An 18971-nucleotide genomic window follows, 5' to 3' on the forward strand; every position below is an offset into this window, starting at 1 on the left:
GGCTCAGCCGGCGTTCCAGCGCTGCAGCAGATCGAGCACACCGGTGACCAGCTGTCCCGAGCCCAGCCCGAAGAACAGGGCCGCGGCGATGGCGGAAACCCAGTTGAACAGCATCAGCGCGCCATCGCGTTCGATCAGCGCCAGCGCAAACAGCAGCAGCTGGAAGCCGAACAGATAGTTGGTGAACGGGATCGGCAGGGACAGCAGCAGCCCGGTCAGGATCAGCAGCAGGCCGCTGAACATGCGTGCCGGCAGCGGCTGGATCACCAGTGCCAAGCGTGGTTTCAGCATCTGGTCCAGCCGTCGCAGCGGACGCGCGATCTTTCCCAGGAACCGGTGCATGGTGGCGCGCCTGGGGCCATGGCGGCGGATGAAGCCGGGCAGCCATGGGCGCGACAGGCCACCGAGCAGCTGCAGGCCGATCAGCAGCACCAGCGGGCCGCTGACTGCGCCGCCGATCCCCGGGATCGGGATGAACGCGGGCAGGATCGCGATGAACAGGAAAACGCCGAAGGCACTTTGCTGCAGGTCCTGCAGGATTTTTCCCAGTGGCAGGTGTTCCTGCGGATCCCCGTGCTCGAACATCGCCAGCAGGGTACGGATGCCCTCGTTGCGGTAGCTGCCGCTGCCGGCGGAAGGATCAGCCGGTGAGCTCATCGGCCTCTTCTTCCGGCAGTTTGCTCAGCAACAGCTTGTCGATCCGGGCGCCGTCCAGGTCGACGATCTCGATGCGCCAGCCGGCCCAGTCGAAATACTCGCCGGCATGCGGAATGCGGCCGAACTGGTGCGTGCACATGCCGGCCAGGGTGTAGTAATCGCCTTCCTCGGCATCGGGCAGCACCGCGCCTTCCATCAGTTCGCGCAGGTCATCCACCGGCAGCGAGCCGTCGACCAGCAGCGAGCCGTCGGCGCGGGTGACCACCAGCGCGTCCTCGACGGTATTCTCCGGTGCCTGCAGGCGACCGACCACCGCGCCCATCAGGTCGCTGATGGTGACCAGCCCCTGGATCTCGCCGTATTCGTCCACCACCAGCGCCATCGACTGCTGCTCCTCGCGGAAGATTTCCAGCAGCTTCATTGCATGGGTGGATTCGGACACATACAGGGTTTCGCGCAGCTCCTGGAACAGCGGCGCGCCCGGATCTTCCAGGTGGGTCACCAGCCTTTTCACTTCCAGGATGCCGATGATGTCCTGGTCGTTGCCGCGGTAGACCGGGTAGCGCGAGAAAGAATGCTCGCGCATGGTCTTCAGGTTCTTGGCGGCATCGGCGGTGGTGTCCAGCCAGGCGATGCGGTTGCGCGGGGTCATCAGGCTGTCGGCGGTACGATCGCCCAGCCGCATCACCCGGTTCATCATGTTGCGCTCGTCGGCGTCGATCACCCCGGCCTCGTGGCTTTCGGCCACCAGCATGCGGATCTCCTCTTCCGTCACCGACACCGACTCGGTCTGCCCCAGGCCCAGGACGCGCAACACCAGCTGGGTGGAGCGCGACAGCAGCCACACGCCGGGGGCGGCGATGCGGGCCAGCCAGCTCATCGGTACCGAAACGACACCGGCGATATCCTCCGACCGGGTCAGGGCGACGCGTTTGGGCACCAGTTCGCCGAAGATCAGCGTCAGATAGGTGATCAGGGCCACGGCCAGCGTCTTGCCGAGGAAGTCGGCATAGGGCTGGGTCGAACCGAACAGGGAGAAGTTGGCCGACAGTGCCGGGAACAGCGCCTGCAGCTGCGCGGCAATGGCGCCGCCGATGGCGTCACCGCCGTAGACACCGGTCAGGATGCCGATCAGGGTGATGCCGATCTGCACCGTTGACAGGAAATTCTCAGGCTTTTCAGACAGTTCCAGCGCACGCGCGGCGCGCTTGCTGGTGCCGGCCATCTGCTTGAGGCGGCTTTTGCGCGAGGTCATCACCGACATCTCGGACATGGCGAAGAAGCCATTGAGAAGAATCAGGGCAATGACGATCAGGAATTCAAACACGGGACTCTCCCCGGGTTGGTGGCAGGGGAGGGTGTGTCAGGCAAGCGGCAACCACGTCACCACGGGTGTGGCACGCTGGGGTTCGCGGCGGGGGATGAGGGTCGTCGTCCATAGGATGCGCCTGGCGGGCGCTCACGCATCTTAGCAAAAGAGGGCTGCGGAGCGTTAACCGGACATCATGCCGCACCGGGAAAACGTGAAGGAATACCCGAGATGCCATCTAGCAGTCATAATTCACGCCGGTGCCGTCCCTCCCGCGACGGCGAATAGGCTCCCCATGTTTTCGTTGCAGACCATTTTCGGCTCCGGCAAGCAGTTCTACACCTATCTTGATGAGGCCGCGCAGGCGGCTTCCGATGCCGCCAAAGCGTTGCACGCGATGATGCGGGAAGCCGATCGCCAGCCGGCACTGGATGCGTTCAAGCTGGCGCGTCTGCGCGAACGCGCCGCCTCGGACAAGATCAGCCAGGCGCTGGTGGACAGCTTCATGACACCGATCGAGCGCGAGGACATCGAGGCGCTGGGTTCGGCGCTGTACAAGATTCCCAAGCAGATCGAGAAGTTCGCCGACCGCTATTCGCTGGCGGTGCAGCACCTGGAACAGATCGACTTCGCGCCGCGCGCGGCGATGCTGGAACAGGCTGCCGGGGTGGTGGTGGAGATGGTCAACGACCTGCGCCACATGAACCTGGATCGCATGACCGCGCTGAATGAAAAGCTGCGCGCGCTGGAGAACGAGGCCGACCGGCTGATGCTGGAGCTGTATCGCGACATCTATTCCGGGCGCCTGGACAACCTGCAGATGTTCCTGCTCAAGGAATTCTTCGAGATTCTGGAAAAGGCCATCGACCGTTGCCGTGAGGCGGGTGTGGTGGCATACCAGATCGTGCTCAAGAACAGCTGACGGGGTCTGCTGATGCTCACCCTAGTCCTGGTGGTGATCCTGGCCGCGCTCGTCTTCGAGTTCATCAACGGCTTCCACGACACCGCCAACTCCATTGCCACCGTGGTGGCCACCAAGGTGTTGTCGCCCGGCTGGGCGGTGATGCTGGCCGCCTTCATGAACCTGATCGGTGCGCTGACCGGCACCGCGGTGGCGTTGACCATCGCCAACGGCCTGATCAACACCGAGGTGGTCGATGTGACGCCGCAGGTGATCCTGTGTGCGCTGCTCGGCGGTATCGTCTGGAACCTGATCACCTGGTGGAAGGGCCTGCCGTCCTCCTCATCGCACGCCCTGATCGGCGGCCTGTGCGGCGCCGGCCTGGCCGCCGCGCACAACAACTGGGATGCGCTGATCTGGTCGCAGAACCTCGGCAACTGGGCGCAGAACAAGGGCCTGCTGTGGAAGGTGTTCGTGCCGATGATCACCTCGCCGATCGCCGGCTTCTTCCTCGGTGTGGTGGTGATGTGCCTGCTGTGGGCGATCATCGCCGGCATGGCCCGCATTGGCGGCGTGCTCGGTCGCCTGGCGCGCCCGCGCTGGGTCAACGCCTTCTTCGGCAAGGCGCAGATCGTCTCGGCGGCCTACATGGGCTTCGCCCACGGCCACAACGATGCGCAGAAGACCATGGGCATCATCGCGATGACCCTGATCGGTGCCGAGGCGACCGGTGCGCTGAATGACCTGCCGTCGTGGCTGGGCTTCATGCATCCGGACACCCATGGTGGCGACGGCATCGCGATGTGGATCGTGTTGACCTGTGCGGTGGTGATGGCGGCCGGTACCGCTTCCGGCGGCTGGAAGATCATCAAGACCCTGGGCCACAAGATGGTCAAGCTGCATCCGATCCATGGTTTTGCCGCGGAAACCAGTTCGGCCACGATCCTGACCCTGGCCGCGCACTTCGGTATGCCGGTGTCGACCACCCACAGCATCTCCACCGCGATCATGGGTGTCGGCTTTGCCAAGAACCCCAAGTCGCTGCGCCTGGGCGTGATCGAGCGCATCCTGTGGGCGTGGATCCTGACGATTCCGGCCGCAGGTGGCTGTGCCTATCTGATCCTGATGCTGTTCAAGATGTTCGGCTGGAACTGACCGGTTCCCGCTTGTGGAAAATGCAAAGCCCGCCAGTGATGGCGGGCTTTTTTGTTGCTGCGGGTGAAGCGGCAAGGATGTTTGCCGGCGTGGCCCAAGCCGCGAAGCACGGACATCACCAGGTGGCAAATGCTCCTGGATCGGCAGCATTGCCCGCTTCGCGGCGTATGCCGCTCCTGCACGCAGTCAGACTTCCAGCGAAGTCAGGTCGCCCTTGTTCTCCAACCGCGCCAGGCGGTCCTGTCCGTTTCGGGAATGCTGGCGCCGTTGCCACGGCCGGGAGCGGTGAATTGCCGGGATCAGACTTCCAGCGAAGCCAGGTCGCCCTTGTTCTCCAGCCACTGCTTCCTGTCAGGCGCGCGCTTCTTGGCCAGCAGCATGTCCATCAGCGAGCGGGTCTGTTCGCCGTCATCAACCGTCAGCTGCACCAGCCGGCGGGTATCGGGATGGATGGTGGACTCGCGCAACTGCTGCGGGTTCATCTCGCCCAGGCCCTTGAAGCGGGTGACGTTGACCTGGCCTTTGAGCTTCTCGCGCTGGATCTTCTCCAGCAGCGAACGCTTTTCGTCTTCGTCCAGCGCATAGAACACCTGCTTGCCCACGTCGACGCGGAACAGCGGCGGCATCGCCACGAACACATGGCCGGCATCGACCAGCGCCGGGAAGTGCTTCAGGAACAGCGCGGTCAGCAGGGTGGCGATGTGCAGGCCGTCGGAGTCGGCGTCGGCCAGGATCACCACCTTGCCGTAACGCAGGCCGGACAGGTCGTCCTTGCCCGGGTCGCAGCCGATGGCCACGGCCAGGTTGTGCACTTCCTCGGAGGCCAGCACGCTGCCCGAAGCCACTTCCCAGGTGTTCAGGATCTTGCCGCGCAGCGGCAGGATCGCCTGGAAGTCCTTGTCGCGGGCCTGCTTGGCGCTGCCGCCGGCCGAGTCACCCTCGACCAGGAACAGCTCGGTGCGCGACAGGTCCTGGCTGATGCAGTCGGCCAGCTTGCCGGGCAGGGCCGGACCCTGGGTGACCTTCTTGCGGGTGACCTGCTTTTCGGTCTTGAGCCGTGCGCTGGCACGGTCGATGGCGATCTGCGCGATCTTCTCGCCGACCTCCACGTTCTGGTTCAGCAGCAGGCTGAAGGCATCGTGGGCGGCGCCCTCGACGAAACCGGCGGCCTGGCGCGAGGACAGGCGTTCCTTGGTCTGGCCACTGAACTGCGGGTCGGTCATTTTCAGCGACAGCACGAACGACACCCGGTCCCAGACGTCTTCCGGGGCCAGCTTGACGCCACGCGGCAGCAGGTTGCGGAAGTCGCAGAACTCGCGCAGCGCCTCGGTCAGGCCGGTGCGCAGGCCGTTGGCGTGGGTGCCGTGCTGCGCGGTGGGAATCAGGTTGACGTAGCTTTCCTGCACCAGCTCGCCTTCCGGCAACCAGGCCACGGCCCAGTCGACGATCTCGGTTTCCTTCTTCAGGCTGCCGGTGAACAGCTCGGCCGGCAGCATTTCGCACTCGCCCAGCTCGGCCTTCAGGTAGTCGCGCAGGCCGTCCTCGTAATACCAGGTGTCGACCTCGCCGGTGGCCTCGTCGGTGAGCTTGACGGTCAGCCCCGGGCACAGCACGGCCTTGGCGCGCAGCAGGTGACGCAGGGCGCGCACATTGAATTTGGCGGTATCGAAATACTTCGGGTCCGGCCAGAAGTGCAGGCGCGTACCGGTGTTCTTCTTGCCGACGCTGCCCACCACTTCCAGCGGGCTGGCACGGTCGCCGTTGCGGAAGGTGATGCGATGCTCACTGCTGTCGCGGCGGATGTGGATTTCCACCAAGGTGGACAGGGCGTTCACCACCGACACGCCAACGCCATGCAGGCCGCCGCTGAAGGTGTAGTTGCGGTTGCTGAATTTGCCGCCGGCATGCAGGCGGGTGAGGATCAGCTCGACACCGGGGATGCCTTCTTCCGGGTGGATGTCCACCGGCATGCCGCGGCCGTCATCGCTGACCTCGCAGCTGCCATCCTTGAACAGCGTGACCTCCACCGTTCTGGCATGCCCGGCCAGGGCTTCGTCGACCGAGTTGTCGATGACTTCCTGCGCCAGGTGATTGGGACGGGTGGTGTCGGTGTACATGCCAGGACGGCGTTTCACCGGGTCCAGACCGGAAAGGACTTCGATGTCGGCGGCGTTGTAACGGGTGTTCATGTGTCTCGGCAGGGCGCAAAACTGACCCGCGAGTGTGCGGGCTGACGGTGATTTTTGCACGCGGGATATTCAGGGCACGGCCGGTCGGGTGCGCGTATCCTGTAGGCGGTTCCAATCCCTGCGCCGCCGTCTGGCGCGCGAGTTTTGAGGAGATGTCCGGATGAAAACATCAAAGATGCTGGTGCTGGCGGCGATTGCCGCCGCGATGGTCGCCGCTCCGCTGGTGATGGCGCAGAGCGCGGACAAGGAGAAGAAGACGGCAGGCGCCGCCCAGGATGCCCCTGTGGACAAGGCGCAGGTCGAGGCGGAGCAGAAGGCCAAGCGCCGTGCCGCCGCTGCCGCACAGGAAAAGGCCAGGGCCGATCAGCCGGCCCCGCGCGAGGAAGAGGAAGAAGAAAGCCGCCGTCGTTGACGCGGATTTCAAACGGTATGTGGACGCCCCGGCGCAGGCCGGGGCGTCTTTTTTTTGATGTCGCCACATCCGCGCTTGGGTGTTGCTGCGACAACCTTTAAACTAGGGCTTTCCGGGAGGCAAGTGAGCCATGACCCCCCTTATTTTTGTTACCGGCGGCGTGGTGTCCTCGCTTGGCAAGGGCATCGCAGCCGCATCGTTGGCCTCCATCCTCGAGGCGCGTGGCCTGAAGGTCACGATGATGAAACTGGATCCGTACATCAACGTCGATCCGGGCACCATGAGTCCCTTCCAGCACGGCGAGGTCTATGTCACCGATGACGGTGCCGAGACCGACCTCGATCTGGGGCATTACGAGCGTTTCCTGCGGACCCGTCTGAGCCGCAAGAATTCGATCACCACCGGGCGCATCTACGAGAACGTGATTCGCAAGGAGCGCCGTGGCGACTATCTGGGCGCCACCGTGCAGGTGATCCCGCACATCACCGACGAGATCCGCCGCTGCATCGACGAGGCCACTGCCGGCTTCGACGTGGCGCTGGTGGAGATCGGCGGCACCGTGGGCGATATCGAATCACTGCCGTTCCTGGAGGCGATCCGCCAGGTGCGCACCGAGCGCGGTCCGGAAAAGGCCTTGTTCATGCACCTCACGCTGGTGCCCTACATCGGCGCGGCCGGTGAGCTGAAGACCAAGCCGACCCAGCATTCGGTCAAGGAGCTGCGCTCGATCGGTATCCAGCCGGACGTGCTGCTGTGCCGTTCCGAGCAGGCCATTCCCGATTCGGAGCGGCGCAAGATCTCGCTGTTCACCAACGTTTCCGAACGCGCCGTGATCAGCGTGCCGGACGTGGAAGTGCTGTACCGCGTACCGATGGGGCTGCACGCACAGGGGCTGGACGAGATCGTGGTCAACCAGTTGAAGCTGGGTGACAAGGCCGCTCCGGCCGATCTGTCCGAATGGGAGGCGGTGCTGGATGCGGCGCTGCATCCGCTGGACGAGGTCACCATCGCCGTGGTCGGCAAGTACGTGGACCACCAGGATGCCTACAAGTCGGTGGGCGAGGCGCTCAAACATGGCGGCCTGCGCCAGCGCACCAAGGTCAACCTGAAGTGGCTGGAAGCGCAGGAGCTGGAGACCTCGGGACTGGCAGGGCTGGAGGATGTCGACGGCATCCTGGTGCCGGGTGGTTTCGGTGATCGCGGCTTCGAGGGCAAGGTGCTGACCTCCCGATTCGCCCGCGAGCACAAGGTGCCGTACTTCGGCATCTGCTACGGCATGCAGGCGGCGGTGGTGGATTTCGCCCGCCACGTGGCCGGGCTGGAAAATGCCAACAGCACCGAGAACGACCGCCAGTCGCCCAATCCGGTAATCGGCCTGATCACCGAATGGCGCACCGCCAGTGGCGAAGTCGAGAAGCGCGACGAGAAGTCCGATCTGGGCGGCACCATGCGCCTGGGGCTGCAGGAGCAGCGCCTGAAGCCGGGCACGCTGGCGCACGAGCTGTACGGCAAGGACGTGGTGGCCGAGCGTCATCGCCACCGCTACGAGTTCAACAACCGCTACCGCACCCAGCTGGAAGATGCCGGGCTGGTGATCGCCGGCAAGTCGATGGACGACACGCTGGTGGAAGTGGTGGAACTGCCGCGCGACCAGCATCCGTGGTTCCTGGCCTGCCAGGCGCATCCGGAGTTCCTGTCCACGCCGCGCGAAGGGCATCCGCTGTTCGTCGGCTTCATCCGCGCCGCGCGCGAGAAGAAAGCCGGTGGCAAGCTGCTGAAGCAGGCGCAGGCGTAAGTGTTGCCGGAACGGGTGGAGGGGAAAGGCAGACGGGTGGACAGACCTTGCCTTTTCCGCCCATCTTCACCTGTCCCTTGTCTGACCTCCTAGTTAAGCGAGAAACAGCATGAAACTCTGTGGATTCGAAGTCGGCCTGGACCAGCCGTTGTTCCTGATCGCCGGCCCGTGTGTGATCGAGTCGATGCAACTGCAGCTCGATACTGCCGGCAGGCTGAAGGAGGTCACCGGCAAGCTGGGGATGAACTTCATCTTCAAGTCCAGCTTCGACAAGGCCAACCGCACCTCCGGCACCAGCTTCCGTGGCCCCGGGCTGGAAGAAGGGCTGAAGGTGCTGGCCGAGGTGAAAAAGCAGATCGGCGTGCCGGTGCTGACCGACGTGCATGAATACACGCCGATGGACGAGGTCGCCTCGGTGGTGGACGTGCTGCAGACCCCGGCTTTCCTGGTGCGGCAGACCGACTTCATCAAGAAGGTGTGCAGTGCCGGCAAGCCGGTGAATATCAAGAAGGGCCAGTTCCTGTCGCCGTGGGACATGAAGCCGGTTGTGGAGAAGGCCAGGTCCACCGGCAACGACGCCATCATGGTCTGCGAGCGCGGCGCCAGCTTCGGCTACAACAACCTGGTCAGCGACATGCGCTCGCTGGCGGTGATGCGCGAGACGCAGTGCCCGGTGGTGTTCGATGCCACCCATTCGGTGCAGTTGCCGGGCGGGCAGGGCAGCAGTTCGGGCGGCCAGCGCGAGTTCGTGCCGGTGCTGGCGCGGGCGGCGGTGGCGGTGGGCGTGGCCGGGCTGTTTGCCGAGACCCATCCGGATCCCTCCAAGGCGCTGTCCGACGGCCCCAATGCATGGCCGCTGGACAAGATGGAGGCGCTGCTGGAAACCCTGCTGGCGCTGGATTCGATCACCAAGAAGAACGGTTTCCTCGAATCCGGCGTGTGACCCCGGGCGCGGATGACCTGCCGCCAGGTCGTCCGCACCGGTCTTGCGCAAGGTGCGGAATACTGCCCATACCGTTCAGCTGTGCCTGCAATTGCCGCTTTCAACGGTAAGCAACGCGCCGCGCGGATACCGGCTTCGTTTAGACTTGCCGGCGGTTTTACGTTCTTTTCCTGACATCCGATCCACTTCAAGACGAGTCCTTTCCCCCGATCATGACCACTATCGCCAAGATCCACGCCCGTGAAATCCTCGACAGCCGTGGCAACCCCACGCTGGAAGCCGAAGTCACCCTGCAGGACGGCTCGTTCGGCCGCGCGATGGTGCCGTCGGGTGCTTCCACCGGCACCAAGGAAGCGGTGGAGCTGCGTGATGGCGACAAGACCCGTTACCTGGGCAAGGGCGTGCGCGATGCGGTGGCCAACGTCAATGGCGCCATCGCCACGGCGCTGAAGGATTTCGATGCGGCCGACCAGGAAGGACTGGACCGTCGCCTGATCGATCTGGACGGTACCGACAACAAGGGCCGCCTGGGTGCCAATGCGCTGCTCGGTGTTTCGATGGCTGCCGCGCACGCCGCCGCCGCGTCGAAGAAGCAGGCGCTGTGGCAGTACCTGGCCGGCAAGACCGGCGCCACGCCGTCGCTGCCGGTGCCGATGATGAACATCATCAACGGCGGTGCGCATGCCGACAACAACGTCGACTTCCAGGAATTCATGGTGCTGCCGGTCGGCTTCGATTCGTTCGCCGAATCGCTGCGTGCCGGCACCGAAATTTTCCATTCGCTCAAGTCGGTGCTCAAGGGCCACGGCCTGAGCACGGCGGTGGGTGACGAAGGCGGTTTCGCCCCGGACTTCCGCAGCAATGTCGAAGCGCTGGACACCATCCTCGAAGCCATCGGCAAGGCCGGTTACACCGCCGGTGAGGACGTGCTGCTGGGTCTGGACGTGGCGTCCAGCGAGTTCTACGAGAACGGCAAGTACAACCTGGTGGGCGAGAACAAGCGCCTGACCTCCGAGCAGTTCGTCGACTTCCTGGCCGGCTGGGCCGCGCAGTACCCGATCATCACCATCGAGGACGGCCTGGCCGAGAACGACTGGGCCGGCTGGAAGCTGCTGACCGAGCGCATCGGCAGCAAGGTGCAGCTGGTCGGTGACGACCTGTTCGTCACCAACCCGAAGATCTTCAAGGAAGGCATCGACTCGGGCACCGCCAACGCGATCCTGATCAAGGTCAACCAGATCGGCACGCTGACCGAGACCCTGGAAGCCATCGCCATGGCCGACAAGGCCGGCTATGCCGCCGTGGTTTCGCACCGTTCGGGCGAGACCGAGGACACCACCATCGCCGACATCGCCGTGGCCACCACCGCCACCCAGATCAAGACCGGCTCGCTGTGCCGCAGCGATCGCGTGGCCAAGTACAACCAGTTGCTGCGTATCGAGGAAGCCCTCGGCGGCAACGCGCGTTACGCCGGTCGTAACGCGTTCGTCTCGCTCAAGCGCTGAGCCATGCGCAACTGGCGCTGGCTGCTGCTGGTGCTCGCGGTACTGCTGGCATTGCTGCAGTACCGCTTCTGGTTCGGCCCGGGCAATTCGGGTGAAGTGATGATGCTCGAAGCCCAGGTCGCCAGCCAGAAACGCGACAACGAAGGCCTGCAGCAGCGCAATGATGCGCTCGCTGCCGAGGTCAAGGACCTGAAGGAAGGCGAGGCCGCCATCGAAGAGCGGGCACGCAGCGAGCTGGGCATGATCAAGCCGGGCGAGAAGTTCTACCGGGTGGTGGAAAACGCACCGGTAACGACGCGCGCTGGGGCAGGCGGTGGGCAAGGCAATCCGTCCAATCCCTCGGAGGAACTGCCATGAGCGTGACCCAGGTCTGGGCGGTGGTGCCGGCCGCCGGGCGTGGCACCCGCTTTGGTGGCGCGCTGCCCAAGCAGTATCTGCAGGCCGGCGGCCAGCCGTTGCTGGCGCATACGCTGGAAGCACTGCTGTCGCATCCCGGTGTGGCCGGGGTGATGGTGGTGATCGCCGAGAATGACGCGGACTGGCCGGGCTGGAGCGCGTTTGCCGACAAGCCGGTGCTGACCTGCACTGGCGGTGAGACTCGCGCACTGTCGGTGCTGGCTGGGCTGCAGGCCTTGCCGGACAGCGTCCGCGCCGACGATTTCGTGCTGGTCCATGATGCCGCGCGCCCCAATCTGGCTGCGGCGGATCTGGGGCGTCTGCTGGAGGTGGGGCGTATGGATCCGGTGGGCGCGATTCTGGCGGCCCCGGTACGCGATACCCTCAAGCGTACCGGCGATGATGGCGGTATCGACCGCACCGAGCCACGTGAGCGGCTATGGCGTGCGTTGACGCCGCAGCTGTTCCGCCGTCACCAGCTTGCCCGTGCGCTGATGGAGGCTTCCGCCGCTGGCGTCGAAGTGACCGACGAGGCGATGGCGATGGAGCGCCAGGGCACGCGGCCGCTGCTGGTGGAAGGTGACGAGAGCAATTTCAAGGTCACCACGCCGGCCGATCTGGCGCGATTTGAATTCGAGCTGTCGCGTCGCGGCAGCTGATCCGACCGCTGGCGCTGCCGGTGCCGGCTTTGAGCAGAAGTGGCAAATTCCATGAGCAATCCTGTTTCCTTCCTGCCGATCCGCATCGGCCAGGGCTATGACGTGCATGTGTTCGGGGAGGGTGACCACGTCATGCTCGGCGGCGTGCGCGTTCCGCATCGTTGCGGCGTGCTGGCGCACAGCGATGGCGATGTGGTCCTGCACGCGCTGTGCGATGCGATGCTCGGTGCGTTAGCGCTGGGCGATATCGGCGTGCATTTTCCGCCGTCGGATGACCGCTGGAAGGGCGCGGACAGCAGCCGATTCGTCACACATTGCAACGCGCTGCTGGCCGAACGTGGCTGGCAGGTCGGCAATGCCGACATCACCGTGATCTGCGAACGGCCCAAGGTTGGCCCGCATGCGCTGGCGATGCGCGAGCAGGTCGCACAGCTGCTGGGGATCGAACTGGAGCGGGTCAGCATCAAGGCCACCACCAGCGAGAAGCTCGGTTTCACCGGTCGCGAGGAAGGCATCGCCGCGCAGGCCGCCGTATTGCTGGTGGCGCTGTGAGCGCGCTGCCGCTGGCGTTCGGCGAGCCGCTGCTGAGCGCGGCCATCCGCACTGTGCCGGAAGATTTTCAGGTCGATGAGCTGTCCGCATTCGAGGCGACGGGCGAAGGCGAGCATCTGCTGCTGGAGATCCGCAAGCGTGGCGCCAATACCGTGGCCGTGGCCAAGCGGCTGGCGCAGTGGGCGGGCATACCCGAGATGGGCGTCAGCTACGCCGGCCAGAAGGACCGCCATGCGGTGACCACGCAGCGTTTCAGCGTGCACCTGCCCAAGCGCGTGTCGCCGGACATTGCCACGCTGGAATCCGATGAAATCCATGTGCTCTCGGCCACCTGGCACAACCGCAAGCTGCAGCGCGGCGCGCTGGCCGGCAACCGCTTCAAGCTGGTGCTGCGCGACGTGCAGGGCGATGTGGCGGCGATCGATACGCGGCTGCAGACCATTGCCGCGCGCGGCCTGCCGAACTGGTTCGGTGAGCAGCGCTTTGGCCGTGACGGCGGCAACGTGCCGGCGGCATTGGCGATGTTCGGCGGGCGCCGGGTGCGCCAGGACCAGCGCTCGATGCTGCTGTCCGCGGCCCGTTCGGCCTTGTTCAATCGGGTGCTGGCCGCGCGAGTGGAGCAGGGGAACTGGGACCGGCCGCTGGAGGGCGAGGTATGGATGCTGGACGGCAGCCGCTCGGTGTTCGGCCCCGAGCCGATGAGCGAGGTGCTGGCCGAGCGTCTGGCACGTTTCGACATCCATCCCAGCGGGCCGCTGTGGGGTGTGGGCGAGTTGCGCTCCACTGGCGAGGCGCTGGCACTGGAGTCGGCGGCGCTGGCCGATGAGCAGGCGCTGACGTTGCGCGCGGGGCTGGAAGCGGCCGGTCTGAAGCAGGAGCGGCGCTCGCTGCGGCTGCGGCCGGCACTGCTGCAGCACCAGTGGTTGCAGCCGGATGTGCTGGAAATCTCCTTTGCGCTGCCGCCAGGCTGCTATGCCACGGCGGTGCTGCATGAGCTGGGCACGGTCACCGATGCCAGCCAGGTGCTTGCCGCAAGCTGAGGCTCGACCTCAGCGCCGTGCCAGCAGCACCAGTACCGCGCCGGTCCCGCCCTGCGCGGTAGGAGCGGAGTGGAACGCCAGCACGTCATTGCGCAGCCGCAGCATGCGGTCGACCAGGTTCTTCAGCGCCGGTGCGCCGCCATCGGACTGCAGGCCCTTGCCGTGGATGATGCGCACGCAGCCGAATTCATGGGCGTGCGCCTCCTGCAGGAATTGCCGCAGCAGCAGCTCGGCCTGGAGCGTGGTGGCGCCGTGCAGATCCAGTTCGTCCTGCACTGAATACTGGCCACGCTTGAGTCGCTGGAACATCCGCGGCGGCAGGTTTTCACGGCGGTAACTGGCGACGTCGCCGGCTTCCAGCGGTGTGCCGGACTGCAGCAGCCGGGCGAATTCGCCCAGCGCCAGCGCCTCGTCCTGTTCAGCCATGCGCGCGCGCGGCTTCGGGCGCGGCTTGCCGGTCACCGGCGCATCCACTTCGGGCAGCCGGGTCACCTTGCCGATGGCGGAAAGGAACAGCGCGCTGTCATCTTCATCTTCGGGGTACGACATGTGCACAGCCTACCGTGCCGGACGCGGCGGGCATATGCCGGCGGGGGTCAAGGCGGCCAGTCCATTCCGGTATCATGGGCGATCAGGCCGGTGTGCATCCGCAGAGGTGGCGCACCGGCACGGCAGCAGGAGCGGTGAGGCAAGGTGTGCACCGCCGTTGATTGAGTGAACCAGGTCTTCAATGCGCGTACTTGTATCAAACGACGACGGTGTGGATGCCCCCGGCATCAAGGTGCTTGCCGAGGAACTGCGCAACGCCGGCCATGAGGTCACGGTGGTTGCACCGGACCGCGACCGCTCCGGCGCCAGCAATTCGTTGACCTTGGACCGACCGGTACGGCTGCGGCGCATCGACCACTACACCTGCGCGGTGGCCGGCACCCCGACCGACTGCGTGCACCTGGCGCTGACCGGCATGCTCGAGTACGAGCCGGACATCGTGGTGTCGGGCATCAACAATGCCGCCAACCTGGGCGATGACGTGATCTATTCCGGTACGGTGTCGGCGGCGATGGAGGGGCGCTTCCTCGGCCTGCCGTCGGTGGCGGTATCGCTGGTCACGCACAAGCATGACGCCCGCCATTTCCGCACCGCGGCCAAGGCGGCGGTGGAGATCGTGGCACGCCTGAAGGCCGACCCGCTGCCGGCCGACACCATCCTCAACGTCAATGTCCCGGATCTGGCCTGGGAAGATATCCGCGGCTTCGAGGTCACCCGGCTGGGCAACCGCCACCGTGCCGAAGCCTGCATTCCGGCGACCGATCCGCGCGGCAACACCGTGTACTGGATCGGCCCGGCCGGCAGCGAGCAGGACGCCGGTCCCGGTACCGATTTCCACGCGGTACGCACCGGCCATATCTCGATCACGCCGATCCAGGTCGATCTGACCCGCTATTCGGCGCTTGAAAAAGTCGCCGGCTGGGTGGGCGGGCTTTCGGCCACGCTGGGGACGAAGGCATGACGCCGCGTCTGCGGCTGCAACCGGAGGCGATGGGTATCGGCATGACCTCGCAACGGGTGCGTGACCGCCTCGTGGATCGTCTGCGCGAGGCCGGCATCGCCAGCGAGCCCACGCTCAACGCGGTGCGGGTGGTGCCGCGGCACCTGTTCATCGACGAGGCGCTGGCCTCGCGTGCCTATGAGGACACCGCGTTGCCGATCGGCCACGGCCAGACCATCTCCCAGCCGTGGGTGGTGGCGCGGATGACCGAGGCGGTGCTGGCGGTCGCGCCGAAGACCGTGCTCGAAGTCGGTACCGGCTCCGGGTACCAGGCGGCGATCCTCGCCGCGCTGGGGCTGGAGGTCTACACGGTCGAGCGCATTGGCGAGCTGTTGCGGCAGGCACGCAAGCGTTTCCGCCAGCTGGGGATGAACGTGCGCAGCAAGCACGACGACGGCCGAATCGGCTGGCCCGAGCACGGCCCCTACGACGCCATCGTGGTCACCGCGGCGGCACCGGCGCTGGTGGATGCGCTGATCGAACAACTGGCCGTTGGCGGTCGACTGGTGGCGCCGGTCGGCGGCCCCGGCGGACAGGCCCTCCTGCAATTGACACGACTGGCCGATGGCAGCATCCAGCAGGAGGATCTGGCGCCGGTCAGCTTCGTGCCGCTGCTGTCGGGCATGCTGGACTGAACTCCGGGACATACGAATCATGAAGATTTTCGGGCCGTTGTACGACCGCGCGATGGTATGGGCCGCCCATGAGCGCGCGCCGACCTATCTGACGGTATTGAGCTTCATCGAGGCCATCATTTTCCCGGTGATGCCGGAAGTGATGCTGATGCCGATGTGCGTGGCGCAGCCGCGCAAGGGCTGGCGTTTTGCCACGCTGAGTTTGATCGGCTCGATGCTGGGCGCGATGGTCGGCTATGCGCTGGGCCACTACGCGTTCGAGGCGTTGAAGCCGCTGTTCGAGATGATGGGCATGCTGCCCGCGATCGAGTCGGGGATCGCCACGCTGCAGGAAAAGATGGCCCAGTCGCCGTGGGCGGTGGTTACTTTCCTGGTGCTGGGCGGCTTCATGCCGATTCCGATGAAGGTCTTCACGTGGGCTTCCGGTATCGTCGGCGTGCCGCTGCCGCAGTACGCGTTGAGCATGCTGATCGGGCGCGGTAAGCGCGTTTATATTCTGGCTGCGGTCATCCGTTTCGGGGGCGCGCGTGCCGCCAGCGCATTGCGGCGCTGGATTGAACCACTGGGCTGGATCGCGACCGTGCTGGTCGCCGGCATGGTGGGTTGGCTGGTCTGGAGGGCGAAGTTCGCATGAGTGCACAGATGATGGGCAAAGGATTCCGCGGCGCGGCGATGGCTGCGCTGATGGTGGTGTTGGCGGGCTGCGGCACGGCGACCGTGGTCAAGCCTTCCGGCGCTGGCAGTAGCGCTGGCGGTAGCGCACGCCCCAGCACACCGCAGACTTCCGTGGCCAAGCCCGGGCAGACGGCGACTGTGCGGCGCGGCGATACGCTCTATGCGTTGGCGCGCATCCATGGCATCACCCCGCGTGACCTGGCCGCCTGGAACGGCCTGTCGGAGCCGTACACCATCTATCCGGGCCAGACGCTGCGGCTGTACCCGGCGGGCACTGTGGCTGCGGGCAACCGTCCGTCAACCGGTACCACCACCGGCACCTCGCGGCCGACTACACCGCCGGCAGCCACCGCGGCCCCGGTCAACAGCGGCATCAGCTGGCGCTGGCCGGCCGATGGCGCGCTGGTCGGGCGCTTCGTGGCGGGTGAAACCACCAAGCAGGGCGTGGACATCGCCGGCACCAGCGGCCAGCCGGTACGTGCCGCCGGTCCAGGCGTGGTGGTGTATTCCGGCGCCGGGCTGGTGGGTTACGGCGAACTGATCATCATCAAGCACAGCGAGCAGTGGCTGTCCGCCTATGGCCACAACCGCAAGCGGCTGGTGAATGAGGGGCAGAACGTCAAGGCGGGCGACCAGATCGCCGAGATGGGCCGTACCGGTACCTCGCGCGACATGCTGCACTTCGAGATCCGCCACAACGGCAAGCCGGTGGACCCGCTGCTGTACCTGCCGAAAAAGTAAGCCGGCGACCATTGCAGGCGCGCCGGCGGCCTGCTGGCGCTGGCCTGGAAGACGTCCATGAGTGCGGGGATTTCCGTCGCCGCCGTTACGAAAAGTGCCGGTGTCCTGCGTGGGCACGGGATGCCGGCGGCCTTGCCGTTCACCGCGTCGCCCACGGTGCCCGGCGCTGTCGAGGCGCGCATTGTGGACTGGCGCAATCCGGGGTGTGGCGTTGCCTGCAGCGCTGTAGCTGCTGAACGCACTGCGGCCACGAAGGCGGGCAGAAGCGCGCACCTTCGTGGCCATCATGATGACAACGGGATGATGGCCGGCACAGGCGCGGCAATCCTCCTGAACCGGCTCAGACGATTCCGGTGGCGTAATACACGCCGATGATCGCGAACACCGCCAGCGTCTTGATGATGGTGATGGCGAAGATGTCCTTGTAGGACTGGCGATGGGTCAGGCCGGTGACCGCCAGCACGGTGATCACCGCGCCGTTGTGCGGCAGCGTGTCCATGCCGCCGGAGGCCATCGACGCCACCCGGTGCAGCACTTCCATCGGGATGCCGGCCGCCTGCGCATTGGCGATGAAGCTGTCGGCCATCGCTGCCAGCGCGATCGACATGCCGCCCGACGCCGAGCCGGTGATGCCGGCCATCGCCGTCACCGACACCGCCTCGTTGACCAGCGGGTTGGGGATCGAGCCCAACGCGTTGGCCACCACCAGAAAGCCGGGCAGGGCGGCGATGACCGCACCGAAACCGTATTCGGAGGCGGTGTTCATCGAGGCCAGCATGGCGCCGCCGATGGCCGCCTTGGTGCCTTCGGCAAAGGCGCTGATGACCGGCTTCCACGCGAACGCGATCACACTGAGGATGCCCACCAGCAGTGCGCCCTGGACGGCCCAGATCGCCGCCATCTTCGACACTTCCTGCACCACCGGCGCCGGGTTGCCGATCACCGCGGGGAGGAAGGACTGGCTTTCGCCGTAGAAACCGGGAATCCAGCGCGTGAACAGGTAGTTGGAGACGCCGACCAGCACCAGTGGCAGCAGGGCGATGGCCGGATGGGCCAGCGCTTCGCCGCGGAACGCCTCGGGCTCGTTGAGCAGCGGCGCGTTGCCGGCATAGCCTTCACCGGCGGCCAGCGCGGCGCGGCGGCGCCACTCCAGGTAGCTCATGCCCAGCGCCAGGATGATTACCGTACCGATCACGCCCAGCGTCGGCGCGGCCCAGCTGGTGGTGCCGAAGAAGCTGGTCGGGATGATGTTCTGGATCTGCGGCGTGCCCGGCAATGCATCCATGGTGAAGGTGAAGGCGCCCAGCGCGATGGTGCCGGGGATCAGCCGCTTGGGGATGTTGCTTTGGCGGAACAGCTCGGCGGCGAACGGATAAACCGCAAACACCACCACGAACAGCGACACGCCGCCGTAGGTGAGCAGGCCGCAGACCAGCACGATCGACAGCATCGCGCGCTGCGCACCGACCAGCCGGATGGTGGCGCTGACGATGGACTTGGAGAAACCGGAGATCTCGATCAGCTTGCCGAACACCGCACCCAGCAGGAATACCGGGAAATACAGCTTCAGAAAGCCGACCATCTTGTCCATGAACAGCCCGGTGAACATCGGCTGCACCAGCGCCGGGTCGGTCAGCAGCACCGCACCCAGCGCCGCCACCGGCGCGAACAGGATCACGCTGTAGCCGCGGTAGGCCACGAACATCAGGAAGCACAGGGCCGCCAATACGATCAGAAACGACATCCACGGCTCCCCGGCCAATACGTTGCCGGTGAGTATCGGGAGCCGCGGTGCGGCGGCCCACTGTACGAAGGGACGATACGCGCCCGTCTAACGCTCCGTTAACGTGCGCTCCAT

The 18971-nt window shown here is 65.7% G+C and carries 19 protein-coding genes; 14 read left to right on the forward strand and 5 right to left on the reverse strand.

The features are described from left to right. Positions 1–3 precede the first annotated feature (3 nt). Positions 4–657 carry an exopolysaccharide biosynthesis protein gene (locus ACSBPQ_RS05255; RefSeq protein WP_442683990.1) on the reverse strand — a complete coding sequence of 218 codons (654 nt, stop codon included), beginning with the start codon at positions 655–657 and terminating at the stop codon, positions 4–6. Further along, a complete protein-coding gene (locus ACSBPQ_RS05260) occupies positions 641–1984 on the reverse strand; it encodes a hemolysin family protein (RefSeq protein WP_442683991.1) in 1344 nt (447 codons plus the stop codon). Before ACSBPQ_RS05260 ends, ACSBPQ_RS05255 begins: the two co-directional genes overlap by 17 nt. Before the next feature lie 277 nt (positions 1985–2261). On the opposite strand from ACSBPQ_RS05260, the gene ACSBPQ_RS05265 reads away from it, so the two are divergent. Then, positions 2262–2888 carry a DUF47 domain-containing protein gene (locus tag ACSBPQ_RS05265; RefSeq protein WP_442683992.1) on the forward strand — a complete coding sequence of 209 codons (627 nt, stop codon included), beginning with the start codon at positions 2262–2264 and terminating at the stop codon, positions 2886–2888. Between the two features lie 12 nt (positions 2889–2900). Then, positions 2901–4022: an anion permease gene (locus tag ACSBPQ_RS05270; protein ID WP_442683993.1), complete on the forward strand. Its 1122-nt coding sequence runs from the start codon at positions 2901–2903 to the stop codon at positions 4020–4022. A 299-nt stretch (positions 4023–4321) separates the two neighbouring features. Here ACSBPQ_RS05270 and parE read toward each other — a convergent pair whose 3' ends face one another. Then, positions 4322–6211 (reverse strand): DNA topoisomerase IV subunit B, encoded by a 1890-nt coding sequence (gene parE, locus ACSBPQ_RS05275; RefSeq protein WP_442683994.1) that lies wholly within the window; start codon positions 6209–6211, stop codon positions 4322–4324. Positions 6212–6371: 160 nt separating this feature from the next. On the opposite strand from parE, the gene ACSBPQ_RS05280 reads away from it, so the two are divergent. The 8 genes from ACSBPQ_RS05280 (at position 6372) to truD (ending at position 13513) form a co-directional block, all read left to right on the forward strand. Then, positions 6372–6623 (forward strand): hypothetical protein, encoded by a 252-nt coding sequence (locus tag ACSBPQ_RS05280; protein ID WP_442683995.1) that lies wholly within the window; start codon positions 6372–6374, stop codon positions 6621–6623. A gap of 130 nt (positions 6624–6753) precedes the next feature. After that, positions 6754–8418: a CTP synthase gene (locus ACSBPQ_RS05285; RefSeq protein WP_442683996.1), complete on the forward strand. Its 1665-nt coding sequence runs from the start codon at positions 6754–6756 to the stop codon at positions 8416–8418. Positions 8419–8527: 109 nt separating this feature from the next. Then, on the forward strand, positions 8528–9361 hold the full coding sequence (kdsA, locus tag ACSBPQ_RS05290; protein WP_442683997.1) for a 3-deoxy-8-phosphooctulonate synthase: 834 nt from the start codon (positions 8528–8530) through the stop codon (positions 9359–9361). Between the two features lie 212 nt (positions 9362–9573). Continuing rightward, positions 9574–10866, forward strand: coding sequence for a phosphopyruvate hydratase (gene eno, locus ACSBPQ_RS05295; RefSeq protein WP_442683998.1), 1293 nt, complete (start codon positions 9574–9576; stop codon positions 10864–10866). Between the two features lie 3 nt (positions 10867–10869). Continuing rightward, positions 10870–11223 (forward strand): cell division protein FtsB, encoded by a 354-nt coding sequence (gene ftsB / locus ACSBPQ_RS05300; RefSeq protein WP_442683999.1) that lies wholly within the window; start codon positions 10870–10872, stop codon positions 11221–11223. Further along, positions 11220–11921, forward strand: a complete 702-nt coding sequence (ispD, locus tag ACSBPQ_RS05305) for a 2-C-methyl-D-erythritol 4-phosphate cytidylyltransferase (protein ID WP_442684000.1) — start codon at positions 11220–11222, stop codon at positions 11919–11921. Before ftsB ends, ispD begins: the two co-directional genes overlap by 4 nt. A gap of 51 nt (positions 11922–11972) precedes the next feature. Then, positions 11973–12473: a 2-C-methyl-D-erythritol 2,4-cyclodiphosphate synthase gene (gene ispF, locus ACSBPQ_RS05310; protein WP_442684001.1), complete on the forward strand. Its 501-nt coding sequence runs from the start codon at positions 11973–11975 to the stop codon at positions 12471–12473. After that, positions 12470–13513, forward strand: coding sequence for a tRNA pseudouridine(13) synthase TruD (gene truD, locus ACSBPQ_RS05315; RefSeq protein WP_442684002.1), 1044 nt, complete (start codon positions 12470–12472; stop codon positions 13511–13513). The genes ispF and truD overlap by 4 nt, the downstream gene beginning before the upstream one ends. A 9-nt stretch (positions 13514–13522) precedes the next feature. On the opposite strand, the gene ACSBPQ_RS05320 is transcribed toward truD, so the two are convergent. Continuing rightward, positions 13523–14062, reverse strand: coding sequence for a Smr/MutS family protein (locus tag ACSBPQ_RS05320; protein WP_442684003.1), 540 nt, complete (start codon positions 14060–14062; stop codon positions 13523–13525). Between the two features lie 181 nt (positions 14063–14243). Between ACSBPQ_RS05320 and surE the strand changes: the two genes are divergently transcribed. Genes surE through ACSBPQ_RS05340 form a run of 4 tightly spaced genes read left to right on the forward strand, consistent with a single transcriptional unit; the run spans position 14244 to position 17113 of the window. Continuing rightward, entirely contained in the window at positions 14244–15023 is a 780-nt protein-coding gene (surE, locus tag ACSBPQ_RS05325; RefSeq protein ID WP_442684004.1) for a 5'/3'-nucleotidase SurE, read from the forward strand. Next, positions 15020–15697, forward strand: coding sequence for a protein-L-isoaspartate(D-aspartate) O-methyltransferase (locus ACSBPQ_RS05330; protein ID WP_442684005.1), 678 nt, complete (start codon positions 15020–15022; stop codon positions 15695–15697). The genes surE and ACSBPQ_RS05330 overlap by 4 nt, the downstream gene beginning before the upstream one ends. A 19-nt stretch (positions 15698–15716) precedes the next feature. After that, positions 15717–16331 carry a YqaA family protein gene (locus tag ACSBPQ_RS05335; RefSeq protein ID WP_442684006.1) on the forward strand — a complete coding sequence of 205 codons (615 nt, stop codon included), beginning with the start codon at positions 15717–15719 and terminating at the stop codon, positions 16329–16331. Beyond that, positions 16328–17113: a peptidoglycan DD-metalloendopeptidase family protein gene (locus ACSBPQ_RS05340; protein WP_442684007.1), complete on the forward strand. Its 786-nt coding sequence runs from the start codon at positions 16328–16330 to the stop codon at positions 17111–17113. The genes ACSBPQ_RS05335 and ACSBPQ_RS05340 overlap by 4 nt, the downstream gene beginning before the upstream one ends. A gap of 340 nt (positions 17114–17453) precedes the next feature. Here ACSBPQ_RS05340 and ACSBPQ_RS05345 read toward each other — a convergent pair whose 3' ends face one another. Beyond that, the gene (locus ACSBPQ_RS05345; RefSeq protein ID WP_442684008.1) at positions 17454–18857 is read right to left on the reverse strand and encodes a GntP family permease; all 1404 of its coding nucleotides are present in this window, start codon (positions 18855–18857) and stop codon (positions 17454–17456) included. Positions 18858–18971: the final 114 nt, after the last annotated feature.

This window comes from Stenotrophomonas sp. JC08 (assembly GCF_052180205.1).
Lineage (GTDB): Bacteria > Pseudomonadota > Gammaproteobacteria > Xanthomonadales > Xanthomonadaceae > Stenotrophomonas.

Excerpts from the sequence above, each read along its gene's own strand:
- ACSBPQ_RS05255 (WP_442683990.1), bottom strand. The coding sequence starts at position 657 with ATGAGCTCACCGGCTGATCCTTCCGCCGGCAGCGGCAGCTACCGCAAC.
- ACSBPQ_RS05265 (WP_442683992.1), top strand. The coding sequence starts at position 2,262 with ATGTTTTCGTTGCAGACCATTTTCGGCTCCGGCAAGCAGTTCTACACC.
- ACSBPQ_RS05270 (WP_442683993.1), top strand. The coding sequence starts at position 2,901 with ATGCTCACCCTAGTCCTGGTGGTGATCCTGGCCGCGCTCGTCTTCGAG.
- parE (WP_442683994.1), bottom strand. The coding sequence starts at position 6,211 with ATGAACACCCGTTACAACGCCGCCGACATCGAAGTCCTTTCCGGTCTG.
- ACSBPQ_RS05280 (WP_442683995.1), top strand. The coding sequence starts at position 6,372 with ATGAAAACATCAAAGATGCTGGTGCTGGCGGCGATTGCCGCCGCGATG.
- ACSBPQ_RS05285 (WP_442683996.1), top strand. The coding sequence starts at position 6,754 with ATGACCCCCCTTATTTTTGTTACCGGCGGCGTGGTGTCCTCGCTTGGC.
- kdsA (WP_442683997.1), top strand. The coding sequence starts at position 8,528 with ATGAAACTCTGTGGATTCGAAGTCGGCCTGGACCAGCCGTTGTTCCTG.
- eno (WP_442683998.1), top strand. The coding sequence starts at position 9,574 with ATGACCACTATCGCCAAGATCCACGCCCGTGAAATCCTCGACAGCCGT.
- ftsB (WP_442683999.1), top strand. The coding sequence starts at position 10,870 with ATGCGCAACTGGCGCTGGCTGCTGCTGGTGCTCGCGGTACTGCTGGCA.
- ispD (WP_442684000.1), top strand. The coding sequence starts at position 11,220 with ATGAGCGTGACCCAGGTCTGGGCGGTGGTGCCGGCCGCCGGGCGTGGC.
- ispF (WP_442684001.1), top strand. The coding sequence starts at position 11,973 with ATGAGCAATCCTGTTTCCTTCCTGCCGATCCGCATCGGCCAGGGCTAT.
- ACSBPQ_RS05320 (WP_442684003.1), bottom strand. The coding sequence starts at position 14,062 with ATGTCGTACCCCGAAGATGAAGATGACAGCGCGCTGTTCCTTTCCGCC.
- surE (WP_442684004.1), top strand. The coding sequence starts at position 14,244 with ATGCGCGTACTTGTATCAAACGACGACGGTGTGGATGCCCCCGGCATC.
- ACSBPQ_RS05330 (WP_442684005.1), top strand. The coding sequence starts at position 15,020 with ATGACGCCGCGTCTGCGGCTGCAACCGGAGGCGATGGGTATCGGCATG.
- ACSBPQ_RS05335 (WP_442684006.1), top strand. The coding sequence starts at position 15,717 with ATGAAGATTTTCGGGCCGTTGTACGACCGCGCGATGGTATGGGCCGCC.
- ACSBPQ_RS05340 (WP_442684007.1), top strand. The coding sequence starts at position 16,328 with ATGAGTGCACAGATGATGGGCAAAGGATTCCGCGGCGCGGCGATGGCT.
- ACSBPQ_RS05345 (WP_442684008.1), bottom strand. The coding sequence starts at position 18,857 with ATGTCGTTTCTGATCGTATTGGCGGCCCTGTGCTTCCTGATGTTCGTG.